The following is a 21,542-nucleotide window of genomic DNA, read 5'->3' as shown; positions in this document are numbered from 1 at the left end:
CATGGATCACAGCCTGCTGTCGAACGCCGTCGTCTACCTCGCCGCCGCCGTGGTCGCGGTGCCGCTGGCCAAGCGCCTCGGCCTGGGCGCCGTACTCGGCTACCTGCTGGCCGGGATGGCGATCGGTCCCTGGGGCCTGGGACTGATCCGCGAGGTCGAGACCATCCTCCACTTCTCCGAATTCGGCGTCGTGCTGCTGCTGTTCCTGATCGGCCTCGAACTCGAACCGGCGCGCCTGTGGTCGATGCGGCGGCCGATCTTCGGCTGGGGCGCGGCGCAGGTGCTGGGCGTGGCCGGGGTACTGTTCGGCGCCGCCCTGCTGGTGGGGATCGGCTGGCAGGTGGCGCTGGTGGGCGCGCTCGGGCTGTCCCTGTCCTCGACCGCGATCGCGCTGGCGACGCTGGGCGAACGCAACCTGATGGGCACGCCCGCCGGCCAGGCCGGCTTCGCCATCCTGCTGTTCCAGGACATCGCCGCGATCCCGATGATCGCGCTGATTCCCCTGCTGGGCGTGGCGGCAACCGACAGCGGCGCCGGCCACGGCTGGCTCGACGCCGCGCGCCTGGGCGCCGTGATCGTCGGCGTGGTCGTGGCCGGGCGCTTCCTAGTGCGCCCGGCGCTACGCATCATCGCCAGGTCAGGCATGCGCGAAATCTTCACGGCCTTCGCGCTGCTGCTGGTCATTGCCATTTCGCTGCTGATGCAATGGGTCGGCATGTCGATGGCGCTGGGCGCCTTCATGGCCGGCGTGCTGCTGGCGGACTCGGAATACCGCCACGCGCTGGAAACCGACCTGGAACCGTTCAAGGGCTTGCTGCTCGGGCTGTTCTTCATCGCGGTCGGCATGTCGGTCGACTTCGGCGTGTTCCTGTCGAAACCCTGGCTGATCCTGGGCCTGGTCGCCGGCTTCCTGGTATTGAAAATCGTGGTCCTGTTCGCGCTCTCCTACCGCTTCGGCATCGCGCGCGGCCAGCGCTGGCTGTTCGCGTTCCTGCTGTCGCAGGGCGGCGAATTCGCTTTTGTCGTGTTCGGCGCGGCCGGCGCGGCGCGCGTCTTCACGCCGGAAGCCGGCTCGATCCTGGTGGCGACCGTGGCACTGTCGATGGTCACCACACCGCTGCTGCTGGTCCTGTACGACAAGGTGCTCGAGCCGCGCTACCACGGCCAGAACCTGCGCGAAGCCGACGCCATCGAGGGCGACGAAGGCCACGTGATCATCGCCGGCTTCGGGCGCTTCGGCCAGATCGTCGGGCGCCTGCTCAATGCCAACCGGTTCAAGCTGACGGTGCTCGACCACGACCCCGACCAGATCGAACTGCTGCGCCGCTTCGGCTGGAAGGTGTTCTATGGCGACGCCACCCGCGTCGACCTGCTGCACGCGGCCGGCGCGGCCAATGCGCGCGCGCTGGTGCTGGCGATCGACGAGATCGAGGACAGCCTGGCCCTGGCCGACGCCGTGCGCGAGCATTTCCCCGACCTGCCGATCCTGGCGCGGGCACGCAATGTCACCCATTACTACCAGCTGATGGACCGCGGCGTCACCGTCATCGAGCGCGAAACCTTCGAGTCGGCGCTGCAGCTGGGACGGCGCGTGCTGTGCCAGCTCGGCTACGGCGCCTACCGCGCGCGCGAAGCGACCCTGAAATTCCGCGAGCACAACAAGGCCAGCGTCGACGCCGTCTACCCGTTCTACAAGGACCGCGAACAGTACGCCTCGATGTCCAAGCGCGCGCGCGACGAACTCAACGAAATGTTCGCGCGCGACCTGAAGAACTATGAAAAGGAGTCCGAACGCGGCTGGGATTGAGCGCCCTCGTTCTGTATCCTCCTAGCAACAATACCTTGACGCTCACAAACCCTTGCTGTGCGCGCCGCCGAAATGCCGTAGTATCGGCCCATGGGAAAAATCGGCAAAAACGATACTTGCGCGGATGCCTGGCTGGGAGGGCGGCCGGCGTATGAAGCTGGCCGCGTCCCGCCCTCCTCCGGCGTGCACGATTGGCGCTGCACCCATCCCTGTACAATATGCCGTTTCTGCGCCGGGGGCGAATGTGAAAGAGCAAGCGCACCCGGACGCGTTCCTGGACAATGGCGGACGCCTCGGGCGCCGCATCCGCGACCGCGACTGGTCGCAGCACCCGCTCGGCCCGATCGCCGGCTGGGATGCCGCGCTGCGCACCAGCCTCGGCATCGTCCTCGGTTCCGCCTTCCCGACCTTCCTGGCCTGGGGCGAGGACCTGACCCTGTTCTTCAACGATCCCTACGAGCCGATGCTGGGCAAAAAAGCGGACAGCCTGGGCGCGCCCTACCGCGCGGTCTGGCATGAAGTCTGGGACACCCTGGGACCCTACGTGCGCCGCGTGCTGGACGGCGAATCCTTCTTTTTCGAAGACTACGCGATCACGCTCGAACGCTACGGCTATCCGGAACCGGCCTGGTTCACCTTTTCGTACAGCCCGCTGCGCGACGAACACGGCGCGGTGCGCGGCATGCTCTGCACCTGCGTCGACGTGACCGGCAAGGTGCAGGCGCTGGCGCGCCACAAGGAAGCGGAAGAGCGCCTGGCGCTCTCGCTCGAAGCGTCCGGCAACATCGGCACCTGGTCGTACGACCTCGACGACGGCACCACCCACGTTGACGAACGCTTCGCGCGCCTGTTCCAGGTCGACGCGGCGCTGGCGCTGTCGGGTACCGAGCTGGAACGCTTCACCGACATGATCCATCCGCAGGACCGCGCGCGCGTGGTGGCCGCGATCGCCGACGCAATTATCGGCGACAGCGGCGACGATAGCCGCTACGACATCGATTACCGCATCCCGCAGCGCTCGGGTGTCGACGTCTGGGTCAATGCGCGCGGCAAGGTGTTCGCCGATCCGGCCAGTGGCCGGCGCCGCTTCGCCGGGATCGCGGTCGACATCACGGCGCGCAAGGAGGCGGAAGCGGCGCGCAGCGCCAGCGAGGAACGCGCGGCGGCGGCGACGCTGCGCGCCGAGGATGCCCTGCGCCGCCTCGACGCCCTGTTCGATGCGGCGCCGGTCGGCATCGCCTATGCCGACACCGGCGGGCGCATGCTGGTGGCGAACGCCGCCGACCGCGCCATCTGGGGCGACGAGCGCCTTGACGTCGGCGTGGCCGGCTATGGCGCCTGGAAGGGATGGTTTCCTGGCGCTGGCGCCGACGCGCCACGGGCGCTGGAAGCGCACGACTGGCCGGTCGCGCGTGTACTGGCCGGGGCCGATGCCGACGAAGCCGTGATCGTGATCGAACCCTTCGGCTTGCCGGACGTGCGCAGGACGATCCTGGTGCGCGCCCAGGCCATGCGTGACGCCGGCGGCGCCCTGACCGGCGTGGTGGCGGTGACGCGCGACATCGGCGAGCAGGTGGCGGCCGAGCGCGCGCTGGCCGCAAGCGCCGATGAACTGCGCGCGGCGGCGCGCCGCAAGGACGAATTCCTGGCGATGCTGGCGCACGAACTGCGCAATCCGCTGGCGCCGATCAGCAATGCCGCGCGCCTGTTGACGATGGCCGGCGCCAATGAGGCGCGCATCCACAAGGCGGGCGAAGTGATCACGCGCCAGGTGCGCCACATGACGGCGCTGGTGGACGACCTGCTCGACGTCTCGCGCGTGACGCGCGGCCTGGTCGCGGTCGAACGCGAACCGGTCGAGCTCGCCGCTGTCGTGCGTGGCGCCGTCGAACAGGCGCGCCCGCTGATCGAGGCGCGTGGCCACCGTTTCGAAGTCGACCTGGCGGCTCTGGAGGGCGGTGCACGCATGCTGGGCGACCGCACGCGCCTGGTGCAGGTGCTCTCCAACCTGCTCAACAACGCCGCCAAGTACACGCCGCAGGGCGGGAATATCGTGCTCAGCGCGGCCGCGCACGACGGCCAGGTCGCCATCAGCGTGCGCGACGACGGCATCGGCATCGGTCCGGAGATGCTGCCGCACGTGTTCGACCTGTTTTCCCAGGCCGAGCGCACGCCCGACCGCTCGCAGGGCGGGCTCGGCCTCGGCCTGGCGCTGGTGAAAAGCCTGGTGCAGCTGCACGGCGGCCGGGTCGAAGCGCACAGCGCCGGGACCGGGTGCGGCAGCACGTTCCGGGTGGTGTTCGACCTGGTCGCCGGCGCGGGTACGCCCGCGCCGGCGTCAGCCGCACCGAACGGCATGCCGGCCTCCACCGGGCGCCGCCTGCTGATCGTCGACGACAACGCCGACGCCGCGCAGTCGCTGGCCGAGGTGCTCGGCGCGCTCGGCCATCGGGTGGCGACCGCCGACGGTTCGCGCGCCGCGCTCGACCTCGCCGTGGCGGCCTGGCCCGAGGTCTTCATCCTCGACATCGGCCTGCCCGACATCGACGGCTACGCCCTGGTGCGGCGCCTGCGCGCGCTGCAGGGCGACCGTCCCACGCGCTATATCGCCCTCACGGGCTACGGCCAGGCGCACGACAAGGTGCTGGCGCGCGGCGCCGGGTTCGATCACCATTTCGTCAAGCCGGTCAACCTGGACGCCCTTTGCGCCGTTCTCGACGATAATGCACTTCCGTGGGCTGCAACTTCGGCAGCAACCATTCCACCATCGGAACCGATCGCACCCGCTGCGGCGCCGAACGCTTCATAATCATGCAAAAACCTGACGCACAACCCGACCTCGCCTATAACGCCGCCGATTTCTGTTCCACCAAGGATGCCGCCCTGCTGCTCGGGGTTTCGCACCGCACCGTCCAGCTGTGGGTGGAAAACGGCGCCCTGCAAGCCTGGAAGACGGCCGGCGGGCACCGCCGCATCACCATGGCTTCCGTGAACAAGCTGGTCAACGAGCGGCGCGGCGTCACCGGGCCGGACACGCCGGCGCCCGCCGCCAGCACCAAGAAACTGCTGCTGGTCGACGACGACATCACCCTGCTGCGCCTGTACGAACTGGAGATCTCCGGCTGGAACCTGCCGCTGACCCTGATCAAGGCGCACAACGGCTTCGAAGCCTTGCTACGCATCGGCGAGCAGCGTCCGGACGTGCTGGTCAGCGACCTCTCCATGCCCGGCATGGACGGTTTCCGCATGATCCGCACCCTGCGCGCCGACGCCAGCTGCGCCAGCATGGCGGTGATCGTGGTCAGCGGCCTGGACCGGCCGACGATCGACTCGATGGGACTGCCCGGCGACATCCCCGTCTTCCCCAAGCCCGTGCCCTTCAACCAGTTGCGCGCCGCCATCGAAAAAGCGCTGGCAGGATAAGGTTGCGGGCCGGGTTTACGGACCCGGCCCCGCTGTGCCTGCCGTCTTTTCTTTACCCGTCATTGCCACCACCATGCTCGCTCCGCCACTGCCGCCTGACGAACAACACCGCCTCCAGGTCCTGCTCGACCTGAACCTGCTCGACACCGCACCCGAGGAACGCTTCGACCGCATCACGCGCATGGCTGCGCGCCTGTTCAGGGTGCCGATTGCCTTTATCGGGCTGATCGATGCCGAGCGCGAATGGTTCAAGTCGCGGGTCGGCGTGCCTGACACCGAGGCGGCGCGCGACGTGACCTTCTGTGCCCACGCCATCCTGCAGGACGCGGCGCTGGTGGTCGAGGACGCCCTGCACGACGAGCGCTTCGCCGACAACCCGTTCGTCGCCGCCGGGCACGTGCGCTTCTATGCGGGCGCACCGCTGGCGGCGCCCGACGGCAGCAAGGTCGGTACCCTGTGCCTGGTCGACAGCACGCCGCGCCAGTTCGGCGCCGAAGAGCGTACGCTGCTGCGCGACCTGGCCGCCATGGTCGCGGGCGAATTCGCCACCGACGAACTGCGGCGCGCGCTGGCGCAGCAGCGCGCCAGCGAAACCTGGCTGCGCGCCCTGCTCGAACACCTGCCCGAAGGCGTGCTGCTGCTCGACGAGGATGCCCACGTGCTGTCGGCGAACGCCGCCGCCGGCACCCTGTTCGGCGCCGATCCGCAGGCGCTGGCGGGACGCAGCGCCCAGTCGTTCGCGGTCGATGCCATCGCCGGCCAGCTCGCAGCCCTGACGGACGGCGCGGTGCGCGCCTTCCAAGTGACCGCGCGCCGCAGCGACGGCGCCACGTTTCCGGTCGACGTGGCGGCCAGCGCGGTCATGCTGGGCGGGCGGCGCCGTTACGCCGCCATCGTGCGCGACGCCGCGCCGCGGCTGGAGCAGGCCTGGCGCCTGCGCGCCGCGGGCGAGCGCCGCCACAAGACCTTCACCCACGCCGCGCACGAACTGCGCACGCCGCTGGCGAGCATCATGGGTTTTTCCGAACTGCTGATCAAGCGCGACTTCGACGCGCCGACCGCGCGCGAATTGCTCGAGATCGTGAACGCGCAGGCCAAGCTGATGTCGACGGTGGTCACCCAGACCTTCGACCTGGCGCGCATCGAGGCGGCCGGGCACGGCGGGATGCAGATCGAACCCCAACCGTTCGAGGCGCTGCTGACCCAGGCGCTGGCGGGCACCGAGGCGCTCGGCCAGAATGCGCGCGTCGTCGTCGAATGCGCAGCCGGGCTGCCGCTGCTGGCGGCGGACCGCTACCGCCTGCCGATGGCGCTCGCCAACGTGCTCGCCAACGCGCTCGCCTATTCCGCTGCGCCCGCCCCGGTCACGCTGCGGGCCTGGGCCGACCCGGCGCCGGGCGCGTGCGCGGTGCTGGTCGAAGTGCGCGATCAGGGTATCGGCATGACCCCGGAACAGCTGGCGCGCATCGCCGAACCCTTTTACCGCGCGGCGGGCAAGCCGGGCGACGGCGGTACCGGACTCGGCATGGCCATCGCGCAGGAGATCCTGCATGCCCACAACGGCAGCGTCAGCGTGGTGTCGGCACCGGGCGCGGGCACGACCGTGACGCTGCGCGTACCTGCCGCCGCCGCGGCGGCCGGCGAGGTGGCCCATGGGTGAGCCGATCCTGGTGGTCGACGATCAGCCCGAACTGCGCCTGCTGATCCGGCTCAGCCTGCTGACCCTGGGTCGGGTGGAAACCGCCGGCACCGGCGCCGAGGCGCTCGCGAAAGTACGGAACGACCGCCCGCGCCTGATCGTGCTCGACGTCTCGCTCGGCGCCGAGAGCGGACTCGACCTGTGCCGCGCGCTCAAGAACGACCCGGCGACCGCGGCGATCCGCATCGTGCTGCTGTCCGCCTATGGCCAGCAGGCCGACCTGGCCGCAGGGCTGGCGGCCGGCGCCGACAGCTATGTGGTCAAGCCCTTCAGCCCGCGCGACCTGCTCGATACGGTGGCCGGATTGCTCGGTGAATGATCAAGAATCAGCAAATTCGATAATCTTCGTTAAAATCGATAAAAACGGTAGCAACAGCGGCCAAAATGCCGTCAGGTATTTGCCTCGCTGTCGAGAACGCCGAATTTCCTGTATCATCCATTCATAGGTTGCCACTTGGAAATAGTCGTGACAAATCGCATAATCAAGGAGTGAATGATGAACCGTCGCCTGCCCCTCGCTGCCCTGTTGCTGTCGCTGCTGGTCTTGCCAGCCCATGCCGGCAGCGCGAGTGCGCGCATCGAGGTGAGCTTCGTCATCCACGCCGCCTGCACCGTCGACGCTCCCGGCGCCGCCAGCGCCCCGCTCGTGTCGTGCAGCGATGCGTCGCTGTACCGCGTGGCGCCGGCCGCGAACAAGGCTGCCTGGACCGTTACCTTTTGAACCAATCGCTGGTCCGGCGGTAAATTCCGGACAATAAAAAAATGCGGCCGTCGATCGACGGCCCATTTTTTTGTCCGGACCGTTTCAGAAATACACCGTCGCCGTCACCGTATCCTTATAGTCGCCCGGCGACGGCGTCGCCTGCGCCGGCACGCGCCCATGCAGCGGCAGGCTTTGCAAGGCGCCGGTTCCGGTGCCGGTCGCCATGGTGGTGCCGGCCGTGCCGTCGCCCCAGGGCGCGCCGTCGGGCGTGGTCGAAATCAGGTAGCGCACCGTTTCGCCGGTGGCGGCGTTGCGCATGCGCCGCTCGGCCACGCTGCCGTTGGCGCCGCCGTTGAGGGCGATGCGGTAGGCGCTGTTGGCCGTGCATTGGACGCCCAGCGCGGCACTGGCGCGCACGGCGCCGGTAAGCACGTTGCTGTTGCCGAACGACAGGTTGCCGGCATTGATGACGCAGTTGTTGACGACCGTGGCGCGCACCTGGAACGGGACGGTCGTGATGGTGCCGGTGGTGCAGGACGGCGGGCCGAGCAGGGTCGACAGCGCATAGGTAAAGGTCGCGTCGGCGCCGAAGCTGCTGGCGTAGACGGTGTCGGCGTCGCCGCTGGTGCCGACGCCGGCCAGCGCGCTGCCCGGAATCTTGCCGTAGATCGTATAGCTTTTCGTGTACACGCCCAGGCCCAGCAGTCCGGCCAGCACCGTTTCCTTGATCGGGGTCTGGTTGGCCGGCATGGCCGCGCCGCCCCATACCGCGGCGCCCGCATAGCTGCTGTCGGTGTACAGGTTGTACGGCAGGCGCGCGCCGCCCGCCGCCAGCGTGCGCGCGCCACCAGTGCTGCCACCGCTGCCCGCGCCCAGGCTCAGGCAGTAGGTGATGTTCGGCAGCAGCAGACTCGGCAGCCCGAGCGCCAGCGTGCAGGAGACCGTCAGCGTGCCGCTGGCATCGTAATCGCTGCCCGAGATCGGACTGACGTTGGCGAACACGATATCGGTCATCCTGGCGCTGCAACTGTCGGCGGCGTGTGCGGCGCCGCTGCCCAGCCCTAGCACGAGGCCAAGCGCGAGTGCAGCGCGGCGTGCGGTTATTCCCAGCATTTTCATACCTTATTTCCCTTTGTTTTCCTTCAGCGGCACGCAGGCCAGCGGACCGACCGGCGCCGCCACGCCCGGCTTCGGATCGAACCCGAACCGCACTTCACAGGCGCCGCTCGCCGGACGCAGTATCAGCCGGTTCGCCGGCCGCGCGCCATCGACGAACACGACGCCATCGTAGCCCACCACGGTGGGCGCGCCGCCGTCGATCTCCACCACGGTCCCGAGCGGCAGCGGGCGGCCATCGGCGCCATGCACGACGACGCTTGCCGACATGGTGCGTTCGACGGCGAAGCGCGCAACGATGCCGGCCGCGCGCTGCGGCACCAACGCCTGGCTGGTGCCGCGCACGCGGAAGTCGACCGGCAATTCCTCGGTACCGATCGACAGGTTGTTGGCCGTATAAGGCGCCAGGTCCGGCACCAGGAAATGGCCGCCGGCGTCGGTGCGCCCGATCGGCCGGCTTTCCTGCAACACCGGCACGTCCGGCAAGCCGGTCGACACCAGCGCAAAGGCGCGTCCGACCTGGCGCGCCGCCAGCAGCGTGCCGTCCATCGCCACCACGGCGCCGGTCGCGCCGAGCGCGCGGGTGACGCTGCCGGCATTGCCACTACCACTGCGTTGCAGCAGCGCGCTCACCTGGCCGGCGCGGCCAAGGTAGTTCAGCTGCCCCTGGCTGAAGCGCCCGCCGCCCTGGTCGGCGTCCTGCACGCTCCAGCCCAGGCCGCCGTCGAAATCGGCGGCGCGGCTGAGCGAAGCGTTCCAGGTGCGCGCGCCGTCGCGGCTACCGGCGCCGGCGCTGGCGCCGACGCGGCTACCGGCGCCGGCGCTGGCGCCGACGCGGCCCGGCAAGCCCAGGTTGAGCGTCGCCGCCACGCCGCGCGTGGCGTGCCGGCGCAGGTCCTGGTAGGCGTTGACGCTGAGGTAGGCATTGAAGTAAGAACCGATACCCAGGCGCGCCGACCAGGCCAGCGAAGCCAGGCGCGTGCTGTCCTGCCCCGGCGGGCGGTAGCCGATGTAGCTGGCGCTCAGGCTCTGGCCGCCCGGCAGCGCCAGGTTCAGGCTGAGGCGGTCGTTGGCGCGCGCCACCGGGCTGCCCTCGGCCGTGCCCAGGTCGGCGTAGGCGCGCGTGCTGCGGGTGCTCTGGGCGTCGAGCGACCAGCCGGCCGACAGGTACTGGTAGCCGGCGCTGGCCAGCATCCCACGCGCACCATCGCCGTTGCTGCCTGCGATGGCGCCCTGCAGCACGCCCAGTTGGTCCACGCGCAGCAGCGCGCCGGCGCCGCCGTTGAAGAGGCGCGAGCCCGCCTCCAGGTGCGCTTCGAGCGTGAGCGTCTCGCTGTAGCCATGGCGCAGCGAGGCGCTGGCCAGCGGCCGGGAGGCGTAGCCGAACGAGCGCGCACCGAAGTCGCGCCGCGGCACGCCGAGCGCCAGCGCATAATCGGACAGGCCGGGCGCCAGCAGGCGGGTATCGATGTACAGCGGCAGCGTGGTCGCCACTTCGCGCCCGAGCGCGTCGCGCGTGACGACCGTGGCCTGGCCGGCGCCGTTCAGGCCGGTGATCCCGTTCAGGACGAAGGGGCCGTCCGGCACCTGCGCATTGAACTGCTGCATGCCGTTGACGTACAGGCTGACGCTGCTCGGCACCACGGCCGAGCCTTTCAAATCGGCCACCGGATAGGTGACCAGGTCCGGGCGTAATTCGAAATTCTTGCGCCACTCGACGCCGGCCATGCGCAGCGAGCGCGTCCAGGTCAGCGAGCGGTTGACCAGGTCGCCCACCTGCAGCGAGGACAGCGCCACCGGATCGGCCCAGCTCCAGGAGGTGTCGTGGCGCAGGTAGCGGCGGCCCGGACCGTGCAGGGTCGTCACGCCGCTCGTGCTGAACACGCCGCGCGCATCGAAATAGCGCAGTTCGTTAAGTGCGGCGACACGGCTGGCGCCGCTGCCGGACTGGGCGTACAGGTCGTAATTGAGCAGGAAGCCGGGACTGGCGCTGCCGGCGCTGACGGCGCGTTCGGAACGGGTGTCGAGCTGCAGCGGCGCGCGCAGGGTGTCGGCCAGGCGCAGGGCGATGCTCTGGCGTGCGTTGTCCCAGGTATAGGACAGGCCGGGGATGGCGTCGAGATCGACTTCGCGCGTGGCCTCGCCGCGCAGGCCGAGTTGCCCGGTATCGAGGCCGAGCTCGCGCAAGTCCTGCAGCGTGCTGCGCAAGCCGCCCGCGGGCGTGCGCACGAAACGCGCGACGGCGCCGGTGGCGTCGCCGTTCAGGCTGGCTTCGAGATAGAGTTCGGCGGCGGCCGGGGCAGATGCGGGCGCAGGCGCCTCCTGCGCGGCGGCGTGGCCAGCCAGCAGCAGGCAGGAAAGTACCAGCGAAAGCACATCCAGCAGCAATGCACGGCCGGGCATGCGCGCCCTGCCCCTGCTGTTCTTCATCGATCCATCACCGCACACCTGTCATTGCAAGCCAGACCCTAGGGCACCACGCTGGCGGCAGCGCTCAGCGGACGGGCGTTGACGTTGGCGCGTACGGTCACCGGGCCGGAGAGCTTCGTCTCCGGCGCCAGCGGCAGGCGCAGGACGCGCTCGCGGCCAGCCAGCGCATAGCCCAGCAGACCCTTGCTCAGCTCGTATTCCTTGCCGGCGGCGTCGACCAGGGTAGCCGCGCCGATCTGCGCATGCAGGCCGCCGCTGTTTTTCAGTTCCAGCATCCAGGCGCCGCCACGGCGCGCCACGGTCCAGGCCAGGTTCGGGGCAGCGGCCTCGTCGCTGGCGGCGACGAACACCGGCACCGAATACTGCAGGCGGATCGCCACGCCGCTGGCGGCTTCGTCGCCGCGCGGGATTTCGTCGATCAGCAGGCGGTAGGCGCGCTCGGGCCCGGGCGTTGCCCCGCCGCGGCGCACCAGGCGGATGGTCTGGCTGGTCTTGGCGGCGATTTCCATGATCGGCGGGCTGGCGACCAGTTCGTCGGTCGGGGTGAGGACGTCTTCGCCGCCGCGCTGTTCCCAGGCGTAGACCCGCACCTGTCCGTGGATCGGACGCTCGCCCAGGTTTTGCAGGCTGATGCCGCCGGCCGCCTGGCTGGCGCGCAGGTTGATCAGCACCGGCGAGATCTGCAGGCTGGCGGCGAACGCGGGCGCGGCCAGCGCCAGTGCGCTAAAGATAGTCAGGAAAAAGCGAAGGAAAAAGGAACGCGCCATCGACATGGAATCGAACAAGGGATCAGAAGTACACGGTCGCCGTGATGGTCGACTTGTAGTTGTCCGGGCTCGGCGTGGCTTGCGCCGGGATTTCGCCGTACACGGTCAGGTTCTGGGCGGTGCCGGTGCCGGTGCCGTCCAGGGTATCGCTGCCCTGCGTGTTGCCCCATGGCGAAGCGCCTGGCGCCTTGTACAGGTTGAAGCGCACGGTGCCGGCGTTGCTGCCGGTGCCGCTGAGGAACCGGTCGGTGCCGCTCGAACCGGTGCCGGTGCCGGCATTCAGGCCGATATTGTACGGGGTCGTGTTGCTGCAGGTAACACTGATGTTCGAGGAAGCCGTCACCGCGGTCGCCAGCACGCCCTGGGTCTGGCCGAAGTCGATGCCGTTGGCGTTGATCGCGCAGTTGGCAACGATACGCATGGTCACATCGAAGGTCGCGGCCTTGGTGCCGTTGCCGTAGACGGCAGCGGCGGACATGCCCGGCGCGACGGCGATGACGATGGCGGTTGCGGTGGCGATGGCGCGGCGAAGATTCGATGCAAACATGTGGATTCCCCTGGAATAGTGATGCGGTTAGTTGCTATACATCAACTATGCCAGAGTTTCTCTAAATCAGCAAATACAGAAATCTCGATAAAATCGATACTTGTTGCGCAAAAGCATCAGAGTTGAAAAAAATATTGTCGCCTTCTTATTGTTCGTTGCCTTTGCTGCCAGGCGCGGCAGCGTACGGCAAGCGCACCGCGAACACGGCGCCGCCGCCGGGCGCGTCCTCGATGGTGATGCTGCCGCCGTGCTCTTCGACGATGCGGCGGCAGATCGCCAGCCCGAGGCCGGTGCCGCCGGGCGCGGCCGGCTGCCCCTTCGATTCGATCTGCACGAAAGGCTGGAACACGCGCTCGCGCATCTCCGGCGGAATGCCCGGTCCGCGATCGCATACCGACAAGCGCGCGCCGCCCGCCTCCGCCACCACCTGCAGCAGCACCGGGCTGCCGGGCGGCGCGACCTTGATCGCATTCGACAGCAGGTTCGTCAGCACCTGGGTCATGCGGTCGTAGTCGAAGGTGGCTTCGACGCTCTCGGCGCCGGGCGCGCAGTCGAGCACCAGGGTCACGTCCCTGGCGGTGGCCATGCCGCGCATCGTGCGCTGCGCCTCGCGCGCCAGCGGCAGGACCGGCTGCAGCACCGGCTTGAAGGACATCATGCCGGCCTCGATCTTCTGGATGTCGAGCATGTCGTCGACCAGGCGGTTCAGGCGGATGCAGTTGGCGTGGCAGATCTCGACCAGCTCCAGCATGTCGGGCGGCACCGGCCCGAGCGCACCGGCGGCCAGCAGTTCGAGCGAGGCGCGGATCGAGGTCAGCGGCGTGCGCAGTTCGTGCGACACGGTGCCCACGAATTCGTTCTTCGCGCGGTCGATGCGCTTGCGCTCGGTGATGTCGCGCAGGAAGATGCTGAAGGTGGTGCCGTCGCCCTGGCCGGTCAGGCCGCTGCTCATCTCGACCGGGATCTCGGCGCCGTGGCGGTCGGTGACGATGCGTTCGACGCGGCGGTCGAGCACGCCGCCGTGTTCGTCGAGGAAGGCCAGGCCGGACTGGCCGGTGACGGGGCGGAACCGTTCGGGCAGCATCAGCCCGGTCAGGGGCTTGCCGATCGCTTCGTCGCGGCGCCAGCCCAGCAACTGTTCGGCCTGGCGATTCCACTCGATCACGCTGCCGGCGAGGTCGACCCCGATAAAGGCGTCCTGCGCCGTCTCGACGATGGCGCGGATGCGCGATTCGCTGGTGCGCACGGTGTCGAGCGCGCGCCGCAATTCATGGGTGCGCGCCTCCACCACTTCTTCCAGGGTGCCGTTCAACTCCTGCAGCTGGCGGCGCCGTTCGTCGAGGTCGGCGACCAGGGCGTTGAGCGAGCGGCTCAGGGCGCGCACTTCCTCGTAGCCGCCCTGGCTGCTCGCGATCTGCAACGCGCCGCCATCGGTGATGTCGCCGGCCGAGCTGGCCAGCTGCTTGAGCGGACGGGTGATGCGGCGCGCCACCCACACCCCGGCCAGCGAAAACATCAACGCCAGCGCGATGCCGCCGAACAGGAGCTGGAGGCGCAGGTCGCGCACCGGCGCATAGGCGTCGTCGATATCCTGGCGCACCATCACGACCCAGCCCAGGCCGGGATAATTGGCGTAGCCGGTGCCTTTCTGGAAACCCACCAGGTAGGTCTTGCCGTCGGGCCAATCCTCGACGAGGTAATCGCCCTGTCGGGTCGGCGTCGCGCGCCGGAAACTCTGCAAATCGAGCGTCTTCTCGACCAGTTCGGGCGGCCCGAGCAGGACCACGCCCTTGCTGCTGAGGATGATCGTTTCGAGCCGCGCATGGCGCGCGACGGTGCCGATGACCGAGCGCTCGACCTCGCGCGCCCAGTTCCACGACAGGTGCGCGCCGAGCACGCCCCGCACATGGCCGCTGGCATCGGCAAACGGAAAGGCGACGTCGACGAAGCGGCGCGGCCCGCTCGCTTGCGGCGGCAGCAGCTTGTCGAGCAACAGCGCTTCGTGCACATCGCCGACAAAACCGCCGCGCAAGCCTTCGCGGAACCAGGGACGCGCCGCGACGTTGACCCCGACCAGCAGGTTGTTGCCCGAGGCGAGCACCTTGCCCTTGACGTCGGCGATGCCGAGCCACTCGTAATAGGTATAACTGCGCTGGACCCGCGCCAGTGCGGCTGCGCTGTCGGCATCGGCTTCCGTCAGCTCGTCGGACACCGCCTGGCCGGCGATCAGCGCCACTTCGCGGTAACGCTCGAACATGCCGCGTTCGAGCTTGTCGGAGGTCTGGGCCGCCAGGTCGGCCAGGCCTTCGCCGATCTGGGATTCTATTTCGGCGATGGCGCGCCGCTCGAAGAACGTGACGAGCGCGATCGTGAGCACGATGGAAAGGAGCGAGAAAGCCAGCGCCAGCTGGGCTTCGAGACCGCGGGGAACGAATCTTGTTAGTCTGCCTTGCACCGGACCCTCTATCGCGTGATCAAACTGGCATCGACGCTAACACAGCCTGCATGAGGGGCGACGCACGTTTTTCGGCAAAACCAACTCTTTGTAAACAGTTTTCCACAAAACACGACTATGCCGACCGACTCTCGCTCAGCTGCTGCTCATCTGTAGCACATCCGCCACGCATTGCTACTCAGCCGCTGTCTTTGCGCGCGGACGCGCCAGCACCATCCCGAGCCGCAGCGCGGCATCGGTCACCTGCGCCAGCGGCGGCTGGTAGCCATTGTCGATCCAGCGCAGGGCGATGTGCATCACGCCGCCGACGATGCCGGCTTCGAGCAGCTCGTCCGAGGGTGCATCGGCGGGCGCCATCTGGCGCGCCACTTCGGCGCCGATCGCGCGCAGGGCGGCATCGAAAGCCTTGTCCACCGCCCGGCTGACGCCGCGGATCTCGACCAGGTAGACGCGCGCCGACGCCGGCTCGCGCTGCAACGCACTGAAATAGGCGTCGAGCATGGCGCGCGCGCGCGCGGTGCGTCCGCGGCCGGCGCCGCGCGCGGCGGTGGTGATCTGGTCGAACACGGCGTAGGTCACCGCATTGAACGAGGTGACCAGCAACTGCTCGCTGTTCTCGAAGGATTCGTAGAAATAACGCTCGGTCAGGCCGGCCGCTTCGCACACGGCCTTGACGGTGGCCTGGCGGTAGCCGCGCTCGCCGTACACGGCAATCGCGGCGGCGATCAGTTTGGCGCGCCGCTCGGCACGGCGCTGCTCGGGAGAGACGCCGCGGTAGGCCCGGGTCGCCGTCGGTTCTTGGTTCATTCCGCTATTTTGCCATATTTACTTATCGCAACAAATGTGACAATATAGTGTGTCAAATGTACGTATCAGCCCGATAAGCCGAGACAATGCACACTCCTCCCCGCGCTGGCGACGGCGACATCCTCGACGTCCTGATCGTCGGCGCCGGCCTGTCCGGCATCGGCGCCGCCGCCATGCTGCAGGAGCGCCTGCCCGGCAAGCGCTATGCGATCCTCGAAGCGCGCGCCGCCATCGGCGGCACCTGGGACCTGTTCCGCTATCCCGGCATCCGCTCCGACTCCGACATGTACACGCTCGGCTACGGCTTCAAGCCCTGGGTCGACGCCAAGGCGATCGCCGACGGACCGTCGATCCGCGCCTACATCCGCGAGACGGCGCACAGCCACGGCATCGAACCGCACATCCGTTTCGAACACAAGGTCGTGCGCGCATCCTGGTCGAGCGCGCAAGCGCTGTGGACGGTCGAGGCGCAGGTCGGCGCCGGGCTCAGGACGCTGCGTACGCGCTTCCTGTACATGTGCAGCGGCTACTACGACTACGACAAGGCCTACCGCCCGCGCTTCGACGGCGAAGACGATTACCAGGGCCGCATCGTGCAGCCGCAATTCTGGCCGCAGGACCTCGACTACGCCGGCAAGCGCGTGGTGGTGATCGGCAGCGGCGCCACCGCCGTGACCCTGGTGCCGGCGATGGCCGCCACGGCCGCGCACGTGACCATGCTGCAGCGCTCGCCGAGCTATGTGGTGGCGCGCCCGTCCGAATACCGCTTCGCGCGCCGGCTACAAAAACGGCTGCCGCCGAAGCTGGCCTACTGGGCCACGCGCTGGCGCGTGATCGCCGAATCGATGCTGTTGTACCGCATCGCGCGCGGCAAGCCGGAGCTGGCGAAGAAGAAGATCGTCGCGATGGCCGCGCACGCGCTGGGACCAAGCGTCGACGTCGCTCACTTCACGCCGAACTACAAACCCTGGGACCAGCGCGTCTGCGTTGTGCCCGACGGCGACCTGTTCCGCGCCTTGCGCGGCGGGCGCGCCGAAGTCGTCACCGACCACATCGCGCGCTTCACCCCAAGCGGCATCCTGCTGAAATCCGGCCGCGAACTGGCGGCCGACGTCGTCGTGATGGCCACCGGCCTGTCGCTGTCGGTGCTGGGCGGCGCGCGCATCGAGGTCGACGGCCAAGCCTACGAGTCGAGCGCGCACATGGCCTACAAGGGCATGATGCTGAGCGAACTGCCCAACAGCGTGATGACCTTCGGCTACACCAATGCGTCGTGGACGCTGAAAGCCGACCTGACCGCGGCCTGGGTATGCCGCCTGCTGGCCTACATGGACCGCAAGGGCCAGGCGATCGCCGTGGTGCGGCGCGAAGCCGGCGTTACGCCCGAGCCTTTCCTCAGCTTCACCTCCGGCTACGTGCAGCGCGCCCGGTCGCTGCTGCCGCAGCAGGGTTCGCGCCACCCCTGGCAGGTATACCAGAACTACCTGCAAGACATGTTCACCATCCGCTTTGGACGCATCGCCGACGGCGTGATGCGCTTTGGACCGAAAGGAAGCCTGCCATGAATGTATCGAACCGGGTCGCCGTGCTGACCGGCGCCGGCGGCGGCATCGGCCGCGCCACCGCGCTCGCACTGGCGCGCCGCCATTGCCACCTCGCGCTGGCCGACATCGACGCCGCCGGCCTGGCCGAGACCGCGGCGCTGCTGGCCAACCTCGGCGTGCGCATCACCACCCATCCGCTCGACGTGGCCGACCGCGAAGCCGTGCGCGCCCTCCCGGGCCGGGTGCACGACGCCCACAAACGCGTCGACCTCCTGATCAACAATGCCGGCGTGGCCCTGGGTGGCAGCTTCGAACAGGTCAGCGAAGAAGACTTCGACTGGCTGATGGACATCAACTTCAACGGCGTGGTGCGCATGACGCGCGCCTTCTTGCCGCTGCTGCGCCGCAGCGACGAGGCGCGCATCGTCAACGTCTCGAGCATCTACGGCATCGTCTCGCCGCCGGGACAGGCCGCCTACTCGGCCAGCAAGTTCGCCGTGCGCGGCTTTTCCAATGCGCTGCGCCATGAGCTCGAAGGCAGCACGGTGGCCGTGAGCGTGGTCCATCCGGGCGGCGTGGCCACGGGAATCGCGCGCAACGCACGCGTGCCGGCGGACACGCCCATTGATGAAATCGCGCAGGGACGCGCGCAAGCCGAAAAGCTGTTGCGCCTGGCGCCGGCGGCGGCCGGCGAGATCATCGCGCGCGGTATCGAAGGACGCCGCTCGCGCATCCTGGTCGGCACCGACGCCAAGGTGGTCTCGATCCTGGAACGCCTGTCGCCGGTGAATTACTGGCGCATCCTCAAGAAAGCGACGGCCCGATGAAGATCCTCCTGTTCCTGCCGGCCCTTGTGGCCCTGGTCCTCGCCGGCCTGGGCTGGTTCACGGCACGCACCGCGCGCCGCATCGAAACCTACCTGCCGCCGCGCGGCAGTTTCGTCGACGTGCCCGGCGCGCGCCTGCACGTGCGCGAGGCCGGCAGCGGACCGGCGGTTCTGCTGATCCACGGGCTGGGCGGCCAGAGCGCGCATTTCGACTATGGCGTGTTCGAGTCGCTGGCGCGCGATCACCGTGTAGTCGCGGTCGACCGGCCCGGTTCGGGCTATTCGCAACGCCATCCGGGCACGGCGGCCGACCTCCCGGCCCAGGCCGCGGCGCTGGCCGCGCTGATCGACACGCTCGGACTGGAACGCCCGACCGTGGCCGGGCACTCGCTGGGCGGCGCGGTCGCGCTCACGCTGGCGCTCGCGCATCCGGACCGGGTCGGCGCGCTGGCCCTGGTGGCGCCGCTGACCCATGTGCAGACGGCGCCGCCGCAGGTGTTCAAGGCGCTGGCGATCGGCTCGCCCCTGCTGCGCAAGCTGTTCGCCTGGACCCTGGCCACGCCGGCGTCGATCGCCGGCGGCAGCAAGGTGCTGGCCGCCGTGTTCGCCCCGGAACGCGCGCCGCGCGACTTCCCGGTACGCGGCGGCGGCATGCTCAGCCTGCGCCCGCGCCAGTTCCTCGCGGCGTCCGCCGACATGCAAGCCCTGCCCGCCCACATGCCGGCGCTGGTCGCCCGCTACGGTCAGCTGGCGCTGCCCACTAGCGTGCTGTACGGCCGCGCCGACGCCATCCTCGACTGGTGCCAGCACGGCCAGGCCCTGGCCGACAAGGTGCCGGGCCTGCGCCTGGAGCTGGTCGACGGGGGCCATATGCTGCCGGTGACCCAGCCGGAGGTGGTGGCCGATTTCGTGGCGCGCTGCGCCCGCCTCGCTGTGCCGGCCGCGGCCTGATCGATCCATCCGCGTTCCCTCACCGGCGGGCATGCCCGCCCTACGGACCGCGATCATCCCATCTGTTCGGGCTTCGCGTTGCATCGCCGGCGGGCATGCCCGCCCTGCGGGCCGCGCCTATCCCATACAACGGCGCTTTGTCGTTGTGCACCGTAGGGCGGGCATGCCCGCCTTATGTGCGTCTCCGGCATACGTGACGTCAACCGCCAACCGACACGCGCCGCGTGCCCTTCTCCGCCCATTTGCACGTGCGCGCGCCTGAACCGTTATCATCTGTCTTCCAGGCCAGCCGGCGGCGCGCCGGCTGGCCGTTCGACAGGTTCAGATGGGAGTGTGGCATGGTAGTGGTAACGCATAGCGGCAAATTTCACGCGGACGACGCCTGGGCGGTTGCCGTCCTGTTCATCCTGTATCCGGACAGCCACCTGGTGCGCACGCGCGACACGGCCACGATCGAAGCGGCCGATTTTGCGATCGACGTCGGCGGCATCCACGATCCGGCCACAGGCCGCTTCGACCATCACCAGAAGGGCTTCGCCACCGCGCGCCAGACCGGCGTGCCGTATGCCAGCGCCGGCCTGGTGTGGCGCGAATACGGCGCGCGTTGCGTGGCGGCGCTCGCGCTCGAGCACAGCGGGCGCACGCTGGGCCTGGAGGCGGCCCAGCAGATGGCCTATGCGATCGACGCCGACATCGTCCAGTACCTCGATCTCTCCGACGTCGGCGCGGCCAAGAACGCGCCCGGCGGGTATGGCCTGTCGGCGGTGGTTTCCGGCTTCAATCCCAACTGGATGGACGAAGAGCGGCTCGGCTACGGCGAAGCATCCGACGCCTACCGCCTGAGCCAGTTCCGCAAGGCGATGGCCTTCCTTACCGAGATCATGGTCAACTCGGTCAAGTACCGGGTCGGCGCCCTGCTCGCGCTGGAACAGGTGCGCAATGCCGAAGTGCTCGAAGGCGGCAAGCTCCTGTTCCTGAACAATGGCGCTTTGCCCTGGACCGCCGTCGTACGCAAGGAGATGCCGAAGGTGCTGTTCGTGATCAGCCACAGCATCGCCGAGCAGCGCTACATGATCCACGCGGTGCCGGTCAGCGCCGACAGTTTCGACGCCAGGGCCGACCTGCCCGAGTCCTGGGCCGGCCTGCGCGACGCCGACCTGGCGCGCGTGACCGGCGTGCCCGATGCGACCTTCTGCCATAACGGCCGCTTCATCGCCGCCGCCAAGTCGTACGAAGGCATCCGCGCGCTGGCCCGTCTGGCGCTGGAGGATGTTGCCTTTCCGGTCGTGCCCGGCCACGCCTGCTGATCCCGGAGTGCCATGTTTTCGATCGTCCTGAACATCATCGGCAGCCTGTTCCACTTCTACGTCGCCCATCGCCTGTACCGCCTCGATCCGGTGCGCACGCGCGTGCGGCCCGGGGCCTGGTGGCTGGGCGCGCTGGCGCTCTGGCTGGTCTACCTGGGCGGCGTACACCTGGGCGACGAAGCGATCGACTGGCGCTGGTGGCCGGGGCAGTTCGCGCTGACCTGGCTCGGCATCCTGTTCGTGATGACCCTGTGCCTGCTGCCGGCCGACCTGGTCACCGGCTTCGGCTTCTGGTGGCGCGCGCGGGTGCAGCGGGTGCTCGGCATCGGCGCGCTGGCCGGGATGCTGCTGTCCGCCTTTGCGATCTTCCAGGGCGTGCGTGCACCGGTCATCGTCGAGCAGGAAGTGGTCATGCCGCACCTGCCGCCACGGCTGGACGGCACCGTCCTCGCGATGGTGACCGACCTGCACCTGGGCGCCCAGCGCCGCGCCGACTGGATGGAGAAGCGGGTCGCGCAGATCAACGCCTTGCAACCGGCCGCCGTGCTGATGGTCGGCGACCAGGTCGAGGACAATCCGCTGGGCGAACCGCGCCTGGCAGAGGTATTACGCGGCTTGAAGGCGCCGCGCGGGGTCTGGGCCGTGACCGGCAACCACGAGTTCTATGGCGACGCCGAGACGACGGTGCGCGAATTCGAGGAAGGCGGCGTGCGCTGGCTGCGCGACAGGCGCGCGGAACTGGCGCCGGGCCTGGTGCTGGCCGGGATCGAGGATGTCGGCAGCCGCATGCGCGGCGGCGCCGAGCTCACGACCGGACTGGCCGACGTGCTGCCGGCGTCGGCCGATTCGCCGAACGCCGCAGCGACGATCCTGCTCTCGCATATCCCGGCTGCACCTGTCATCGAGATGGCGGCAGCGCGCGGCGTCGGCCTGATGCTGTCCGGGCACACCCACGGCGGCCAGATCTGGCCGTTCAGCTACCTGGTGCAGCAGCGTTTTCCGCAACTGGTCGGCCAGCACGCCGTCGGGCCGATGAAGCTCGTCATCAGCCGCGGCGCCGGTAGCTGGGGACCGCGCATGCGCCTGTGGCAGCCAGGCGAGATCGTCAAGATCACGCTGCGCGCGCCGCGTTGAACCCGGGCTGAGCCTGCGCCGCCAGG

General features: G+C 69.0%; 17 protein-coding genes. 11 read left to right on the top strand and 6 right to left on the bottom strand.

Annotated elements, in window-relative coordinates:
* The first annotated feature begins 1 nt into the window (after position 1).
* The 6 genes from kefC (at position 2) to AC56LG_RS17330 (ending at position 7,650) form a co-directional block, all read left to right on the top strand.
* On the top strand, positions 2-1,807 hold the full coding sequence (gene kefC, locus AC56LG_RS17355) for a glutathione-regulated potassium-efflux system protein KefC (RefSeq protein WP_497167312.1): 1,806 nt from the start codon (positions 2-4) through the stop codon (positions 1,805-1,807).
* Positions 1,808-2,051: 244 nt separating this feature from the next.
* Positions 2,052-4,616 (top strand): hybrid sensor histidine kinase/response regulator, encoded by a 2,565-nt coding sequence (locus AC56LG_RS17350; protein ID WP_497167311.1) that lies wholly within the window; start codon positions 2,052-2,054, stop codon positions 4,614-4,616.
* A gap of 2 nt (positions 4,617-4,618) precedes the next feature.
* Complete coding sequence (locus AC56LG_RS17345) at positions 4,619-5,230, top strand: response regulator (RefSeq protein ID WP_497167310.1); 612 nt, start codon at positions 4,619-4,621, stop codon at positions 5,228-5,230.
* 73 nt (positions 5,231-5,303) lie between these two features.
* A complete protein-coding gene (locus tag AC56LG_RS17340; RefSeq protein ID WP_497167309.1) occupies positions 5,304-6,890 on the top strand; it encodes a sensor histidine kinase in 1,587 nt (528 codons plus the stop codon).
* Positions 6,883-7,248, top strand: coding sequence for a response regulator (locus AC56LG_RS17335; RefSeq protein WP_497167308.1), 366 nt, complete (start codon positions 6,883-6,885; stop codon positions 7,246-7,248). Before AC56LG_RS17340 ends, AC56LG_RS17335 begins: the two co-directional genes overlap by 8 nt.
* 174 nt (positions 7,249-7,422) lie before the next feature.
* The gene (locus tag AC56LG_RS17330) at positions 7,423-7,650 is read left to right on the top strand and encodes a hypothetical protein (protein WP_497167307.1); all 228 of its coding nucleotides are present in this window, start codon (positions 7,423-7,425) and stop codon (positions 7,648-7,650) included.
* Between the two features lie 84 nt (positions 7,651-7,734).
* Here the strand turns inward: AC56LG_RS17330 and AC56LG_RS17325 are convergent, their stop codons facing one another.
* The 6 genes from AC56LG_RS17325 to AC56LG_RS17300 form a co-directional block, all read right to left on the bottom strand.
* Positions 7,735-8,745, bottom strand: coding sequence for a Csu type fimbrial protein (locus AC56LG_RS17325; RefSeq protein WP_497167306.1), 1,011 nt, complete (start codon positions 8,743-8,745; stop codon positions 7,735-7,737).
* A 9-nt stretch (positions 8,746-8,754) separates the two neighbouring features.
* Positions 8,755-11,178 (bottom strand): fimbria/pilus outer membrane usher protein, encoded by a 2,424-nt coding sequence (locus tag AC56LG_RS17320; RefSeq protein WP_497167305.1) that lies wholly within the window; start codon positions 11,176-11,178, stop codon positions 8,755-8,757.
* A gap of 38 nt (positions 11,179-11,216) precedes the next feature.
* Positions 11,217-11,945, bottom strand: a complete 729-nt coding sequence (locus AC56LG_RS17315) for a fimbrial biogenesis chaperone (protein WP_497167304.1) — start codon at positions 11,943-11,945, stop codon at positions 11,217-11,219.
* Between the two features lie 22 nt (positions 11,946-11,967).
* Entirely contained in the window at positions 11,968-12,492 is a 525-nt protein-coding gene (locus tag AC56LG_RS17310) for a Csu type fimbrial protein (protein ID WP_497167303.1), read from the bottom strand.
* A 145-nt stretch (positions 12,493-12,637) separates the two neighbouring features.
* Positions 12,638-14,947 (bottom strand): sensor histidine kinase, encoded by a 2,310-nt coding sequence (locus tag AC56LG_RS17305; RefSeq protein ID WP_497167302.1) that lies wholly within the window; start codon positions 14,945-14,947, stop codon positions 12,638-12,640.
* Positions 14,948-15,121: 174 nt separating this feature from the next.
* A complete protein-coding gene (locus AC56LG_RS17300; protein ID WP_497167301.1) occupies positions 15,122-15,754 on the bottom strand; it encodes a TetR/AcrR family transcriptional regulator in 633 nt (210 codons plus the stop codon).
* Positions 15,755-15,840: 86 nt separating this feature from the next.
* Between AC56LG_RS17300 and AC56LG_RS17295 the strand changes: the two genes are divergently transcribed.
* The 5 genes from AC56LG_RS17295 to AC56LG_RS17275 all read left to right on the top strand — a co-directional run bounded on the left by AC56LG_RS17295 (position 15,841) and on the right by AC56LG_RS17275 (position 21,516).
* Entirely contained in the window at positions 15,841-17,319 is a 1,479-nt protein-coding gene (locus tag AC56LG_RS17295; RefSeq protein ID WP_497167300.1) for a flavin-containing monooxygenase, read from the top strand.
* Complete coding sequence (locus AC56LG_RS17290) at positions 17,316-18,125, top strand: SDR family NAD(P)-dependent oxidoreductase (protein WP_497167299.1); 810 nt, start codon at positions 17,316-17,318, stop codon at positions 18,123-18,125. Before AC56LG_RS17295 ends, AC56LG_RS17290 begins: the two co-directional genes overlap by 4 nt.
* The gene (locus tag AC56LG_RS17285; RefSeq protein ID WP_497167298.1) at positions 18,122-19,075 is read left to right on the top strand and encodes an alpha/beta fold hydrolase; all 954 of its coding nucleotides are present in this window, start codon (positions 18,122-18,124) and stop codon (positions 19,073-19,075) included. Before AC56LG_RS17290 ends, AC56LG_RS17285 begins: the two co-directional genes overlap by 4 nt.
* 338 nt (positions 19,076-19,413) lie before the next feature.
* Positions 19,414-20,382, top strand: coding sequence for an MYG1 family protein (locus AC56LG_RS17280; protein ID WP_497167297.1), 969 nt, complete (start codon positions 19,414-19,416; stop codon positions 20,380-20,382).
* Between the two features lie 12 nt (positions 20,383-20,394).
* Positions 20,395-21,516 carry a metallophosphoesterase gene (locus tag AC56LG_RS17275; RefSeq protein ID WP_497167296.1) on the top strand — a complete coding sequence of 374 codons (1,122 nt, stop codon included), beginning with the start codon at positions 20,395-20,397 and terminating at the stop codon, positions 21,514-21,516.
* Positions 21,517-21,542 lie beyond the last annotated feature (26 nt).

The sequence above is a fragment of the Telluria sp. ZB2R32 genome, assembly GCF_059685715.1.
Note: the sequence above shows the minus strand (reverse complement) of the source record. Positions and strands in the feature narration are given on the sequence as shown.

What these genes read in the sequence shown, in the direction of transcription:
- kefC (WP_497167312.1), top strand. Translation starts at nt 2, where the DNA reads ATGGATCACAGCCTGCTGTCGAACGCCGTCGTCTACCTCGCCGCCGCC.
- AC56LG_RS17345 (WP_497167310.1), top strand. Translation starts at nt 4,619, where the DNA reads ATGCAAAAACCTGACGCACAACCCGACCTCGCCTATAACGCCGCCGAT.
- AC56LG_RS17340 (WP_497167309.1), top strand. Translation starts at nt 5,304, where the DNA reads ATGCTCGCTCCGCCACTGCCGCCTGACGAACAACACCGCCTCCAGGTC.
- AC56LG_RS17335 (WP_497167308.1), top strand. Translation starts at nt 6,883, where the DNA reads ATGGGTGAGCCGATCCTGGTGGTCGACGATCAGCCCGAACTGCGCCTG.
- AC56LG_RS17330 (WP_497167307.1), top strand. Translation starts at nt 7,423, where the DNA reads ATGATGAACCGTCGCCTGCCCCTCGCTGCCCTGTTGCTGTCGCTGCTG.
- AC56LG_RS17325 (WP_497167306.1), bottom strand. Translation starts at nt 8,745, where the DNA reads ATGCTGGGAATAACCGCACGCCGCGCTGCACTCGCGCTTGGCCTCGTG.
- AC56LG_RS17320 (WP_497167305.1), bottom strand. Translation starts at nt 11,178, where the DNA reads ATGAAGAACAGCAGGGGCAGGGCGCGCATGCCCGGCCGTGCATTGCTG.
- AC56LG_RS17315 (WP_497167304.1), bottom strand. Translation starts at nt 11,945, where the DNA reads ATGGCGCGTTCCTTTTTCCTTCGCTTTTTCCTGACTATCTTTAGCGCA.
- AC56LG_RS17310 (WP_497167303.1), bottom strand. Translation starts at nt 12,492, where the DNA reads ATGTTTGCATCGAATCTTCGCCGCGCCATCGCCACCGCAACCGCCATC.
- AC56LG_RS17300 (WP_497167301.1), bottom strand. Translation starts at nt 15,754, where the DNA reads ATGAACCAAGAACCGACGGCGACCCGGGCCTACCGCGGCGTCTCTCCC.
- AC56LG_RS17295 (WP_497167300.1), top strand. Translation starts at nt 15,841, where the DNA reads ATGCACACTCCTCCCCGCGCTGGCGACGGCGACATCCTCGACGTCCTG.
- AC56LG_RS17290 (WP_497167299.1), top strand. Translation starts at nt 17,316, where the DNA reads ATGAATGTATCGAACCGGGTCGCCGTGCTGACCGGCGCCGGCGGCGGC.
- AC56LG_RS17285 (WP_497167298.1), top strand. Translation starts at nt 18,122, where the DNA reads ATGAAGATCCTCCTGTTCCTGCCGGCCCTTGTGGCCCTGGTCCTCGCC.
- AC56LG_RS17280 (WP_497167297.1), top strand. Translation starts at nt 19,414, where the DNA reads ATGGTAGTGGTAACGCATAGCGGCAAATTTCACGCGGACGACGCCTGG.
- AC56LG_RS17275 (WP_497167296.1), top strand. Translation starts at nt 20,395, where the DNA reads ATGTTTTCGATCGTCCTGAACATCATCGGCAGCCTGTTCCACTTCTAC.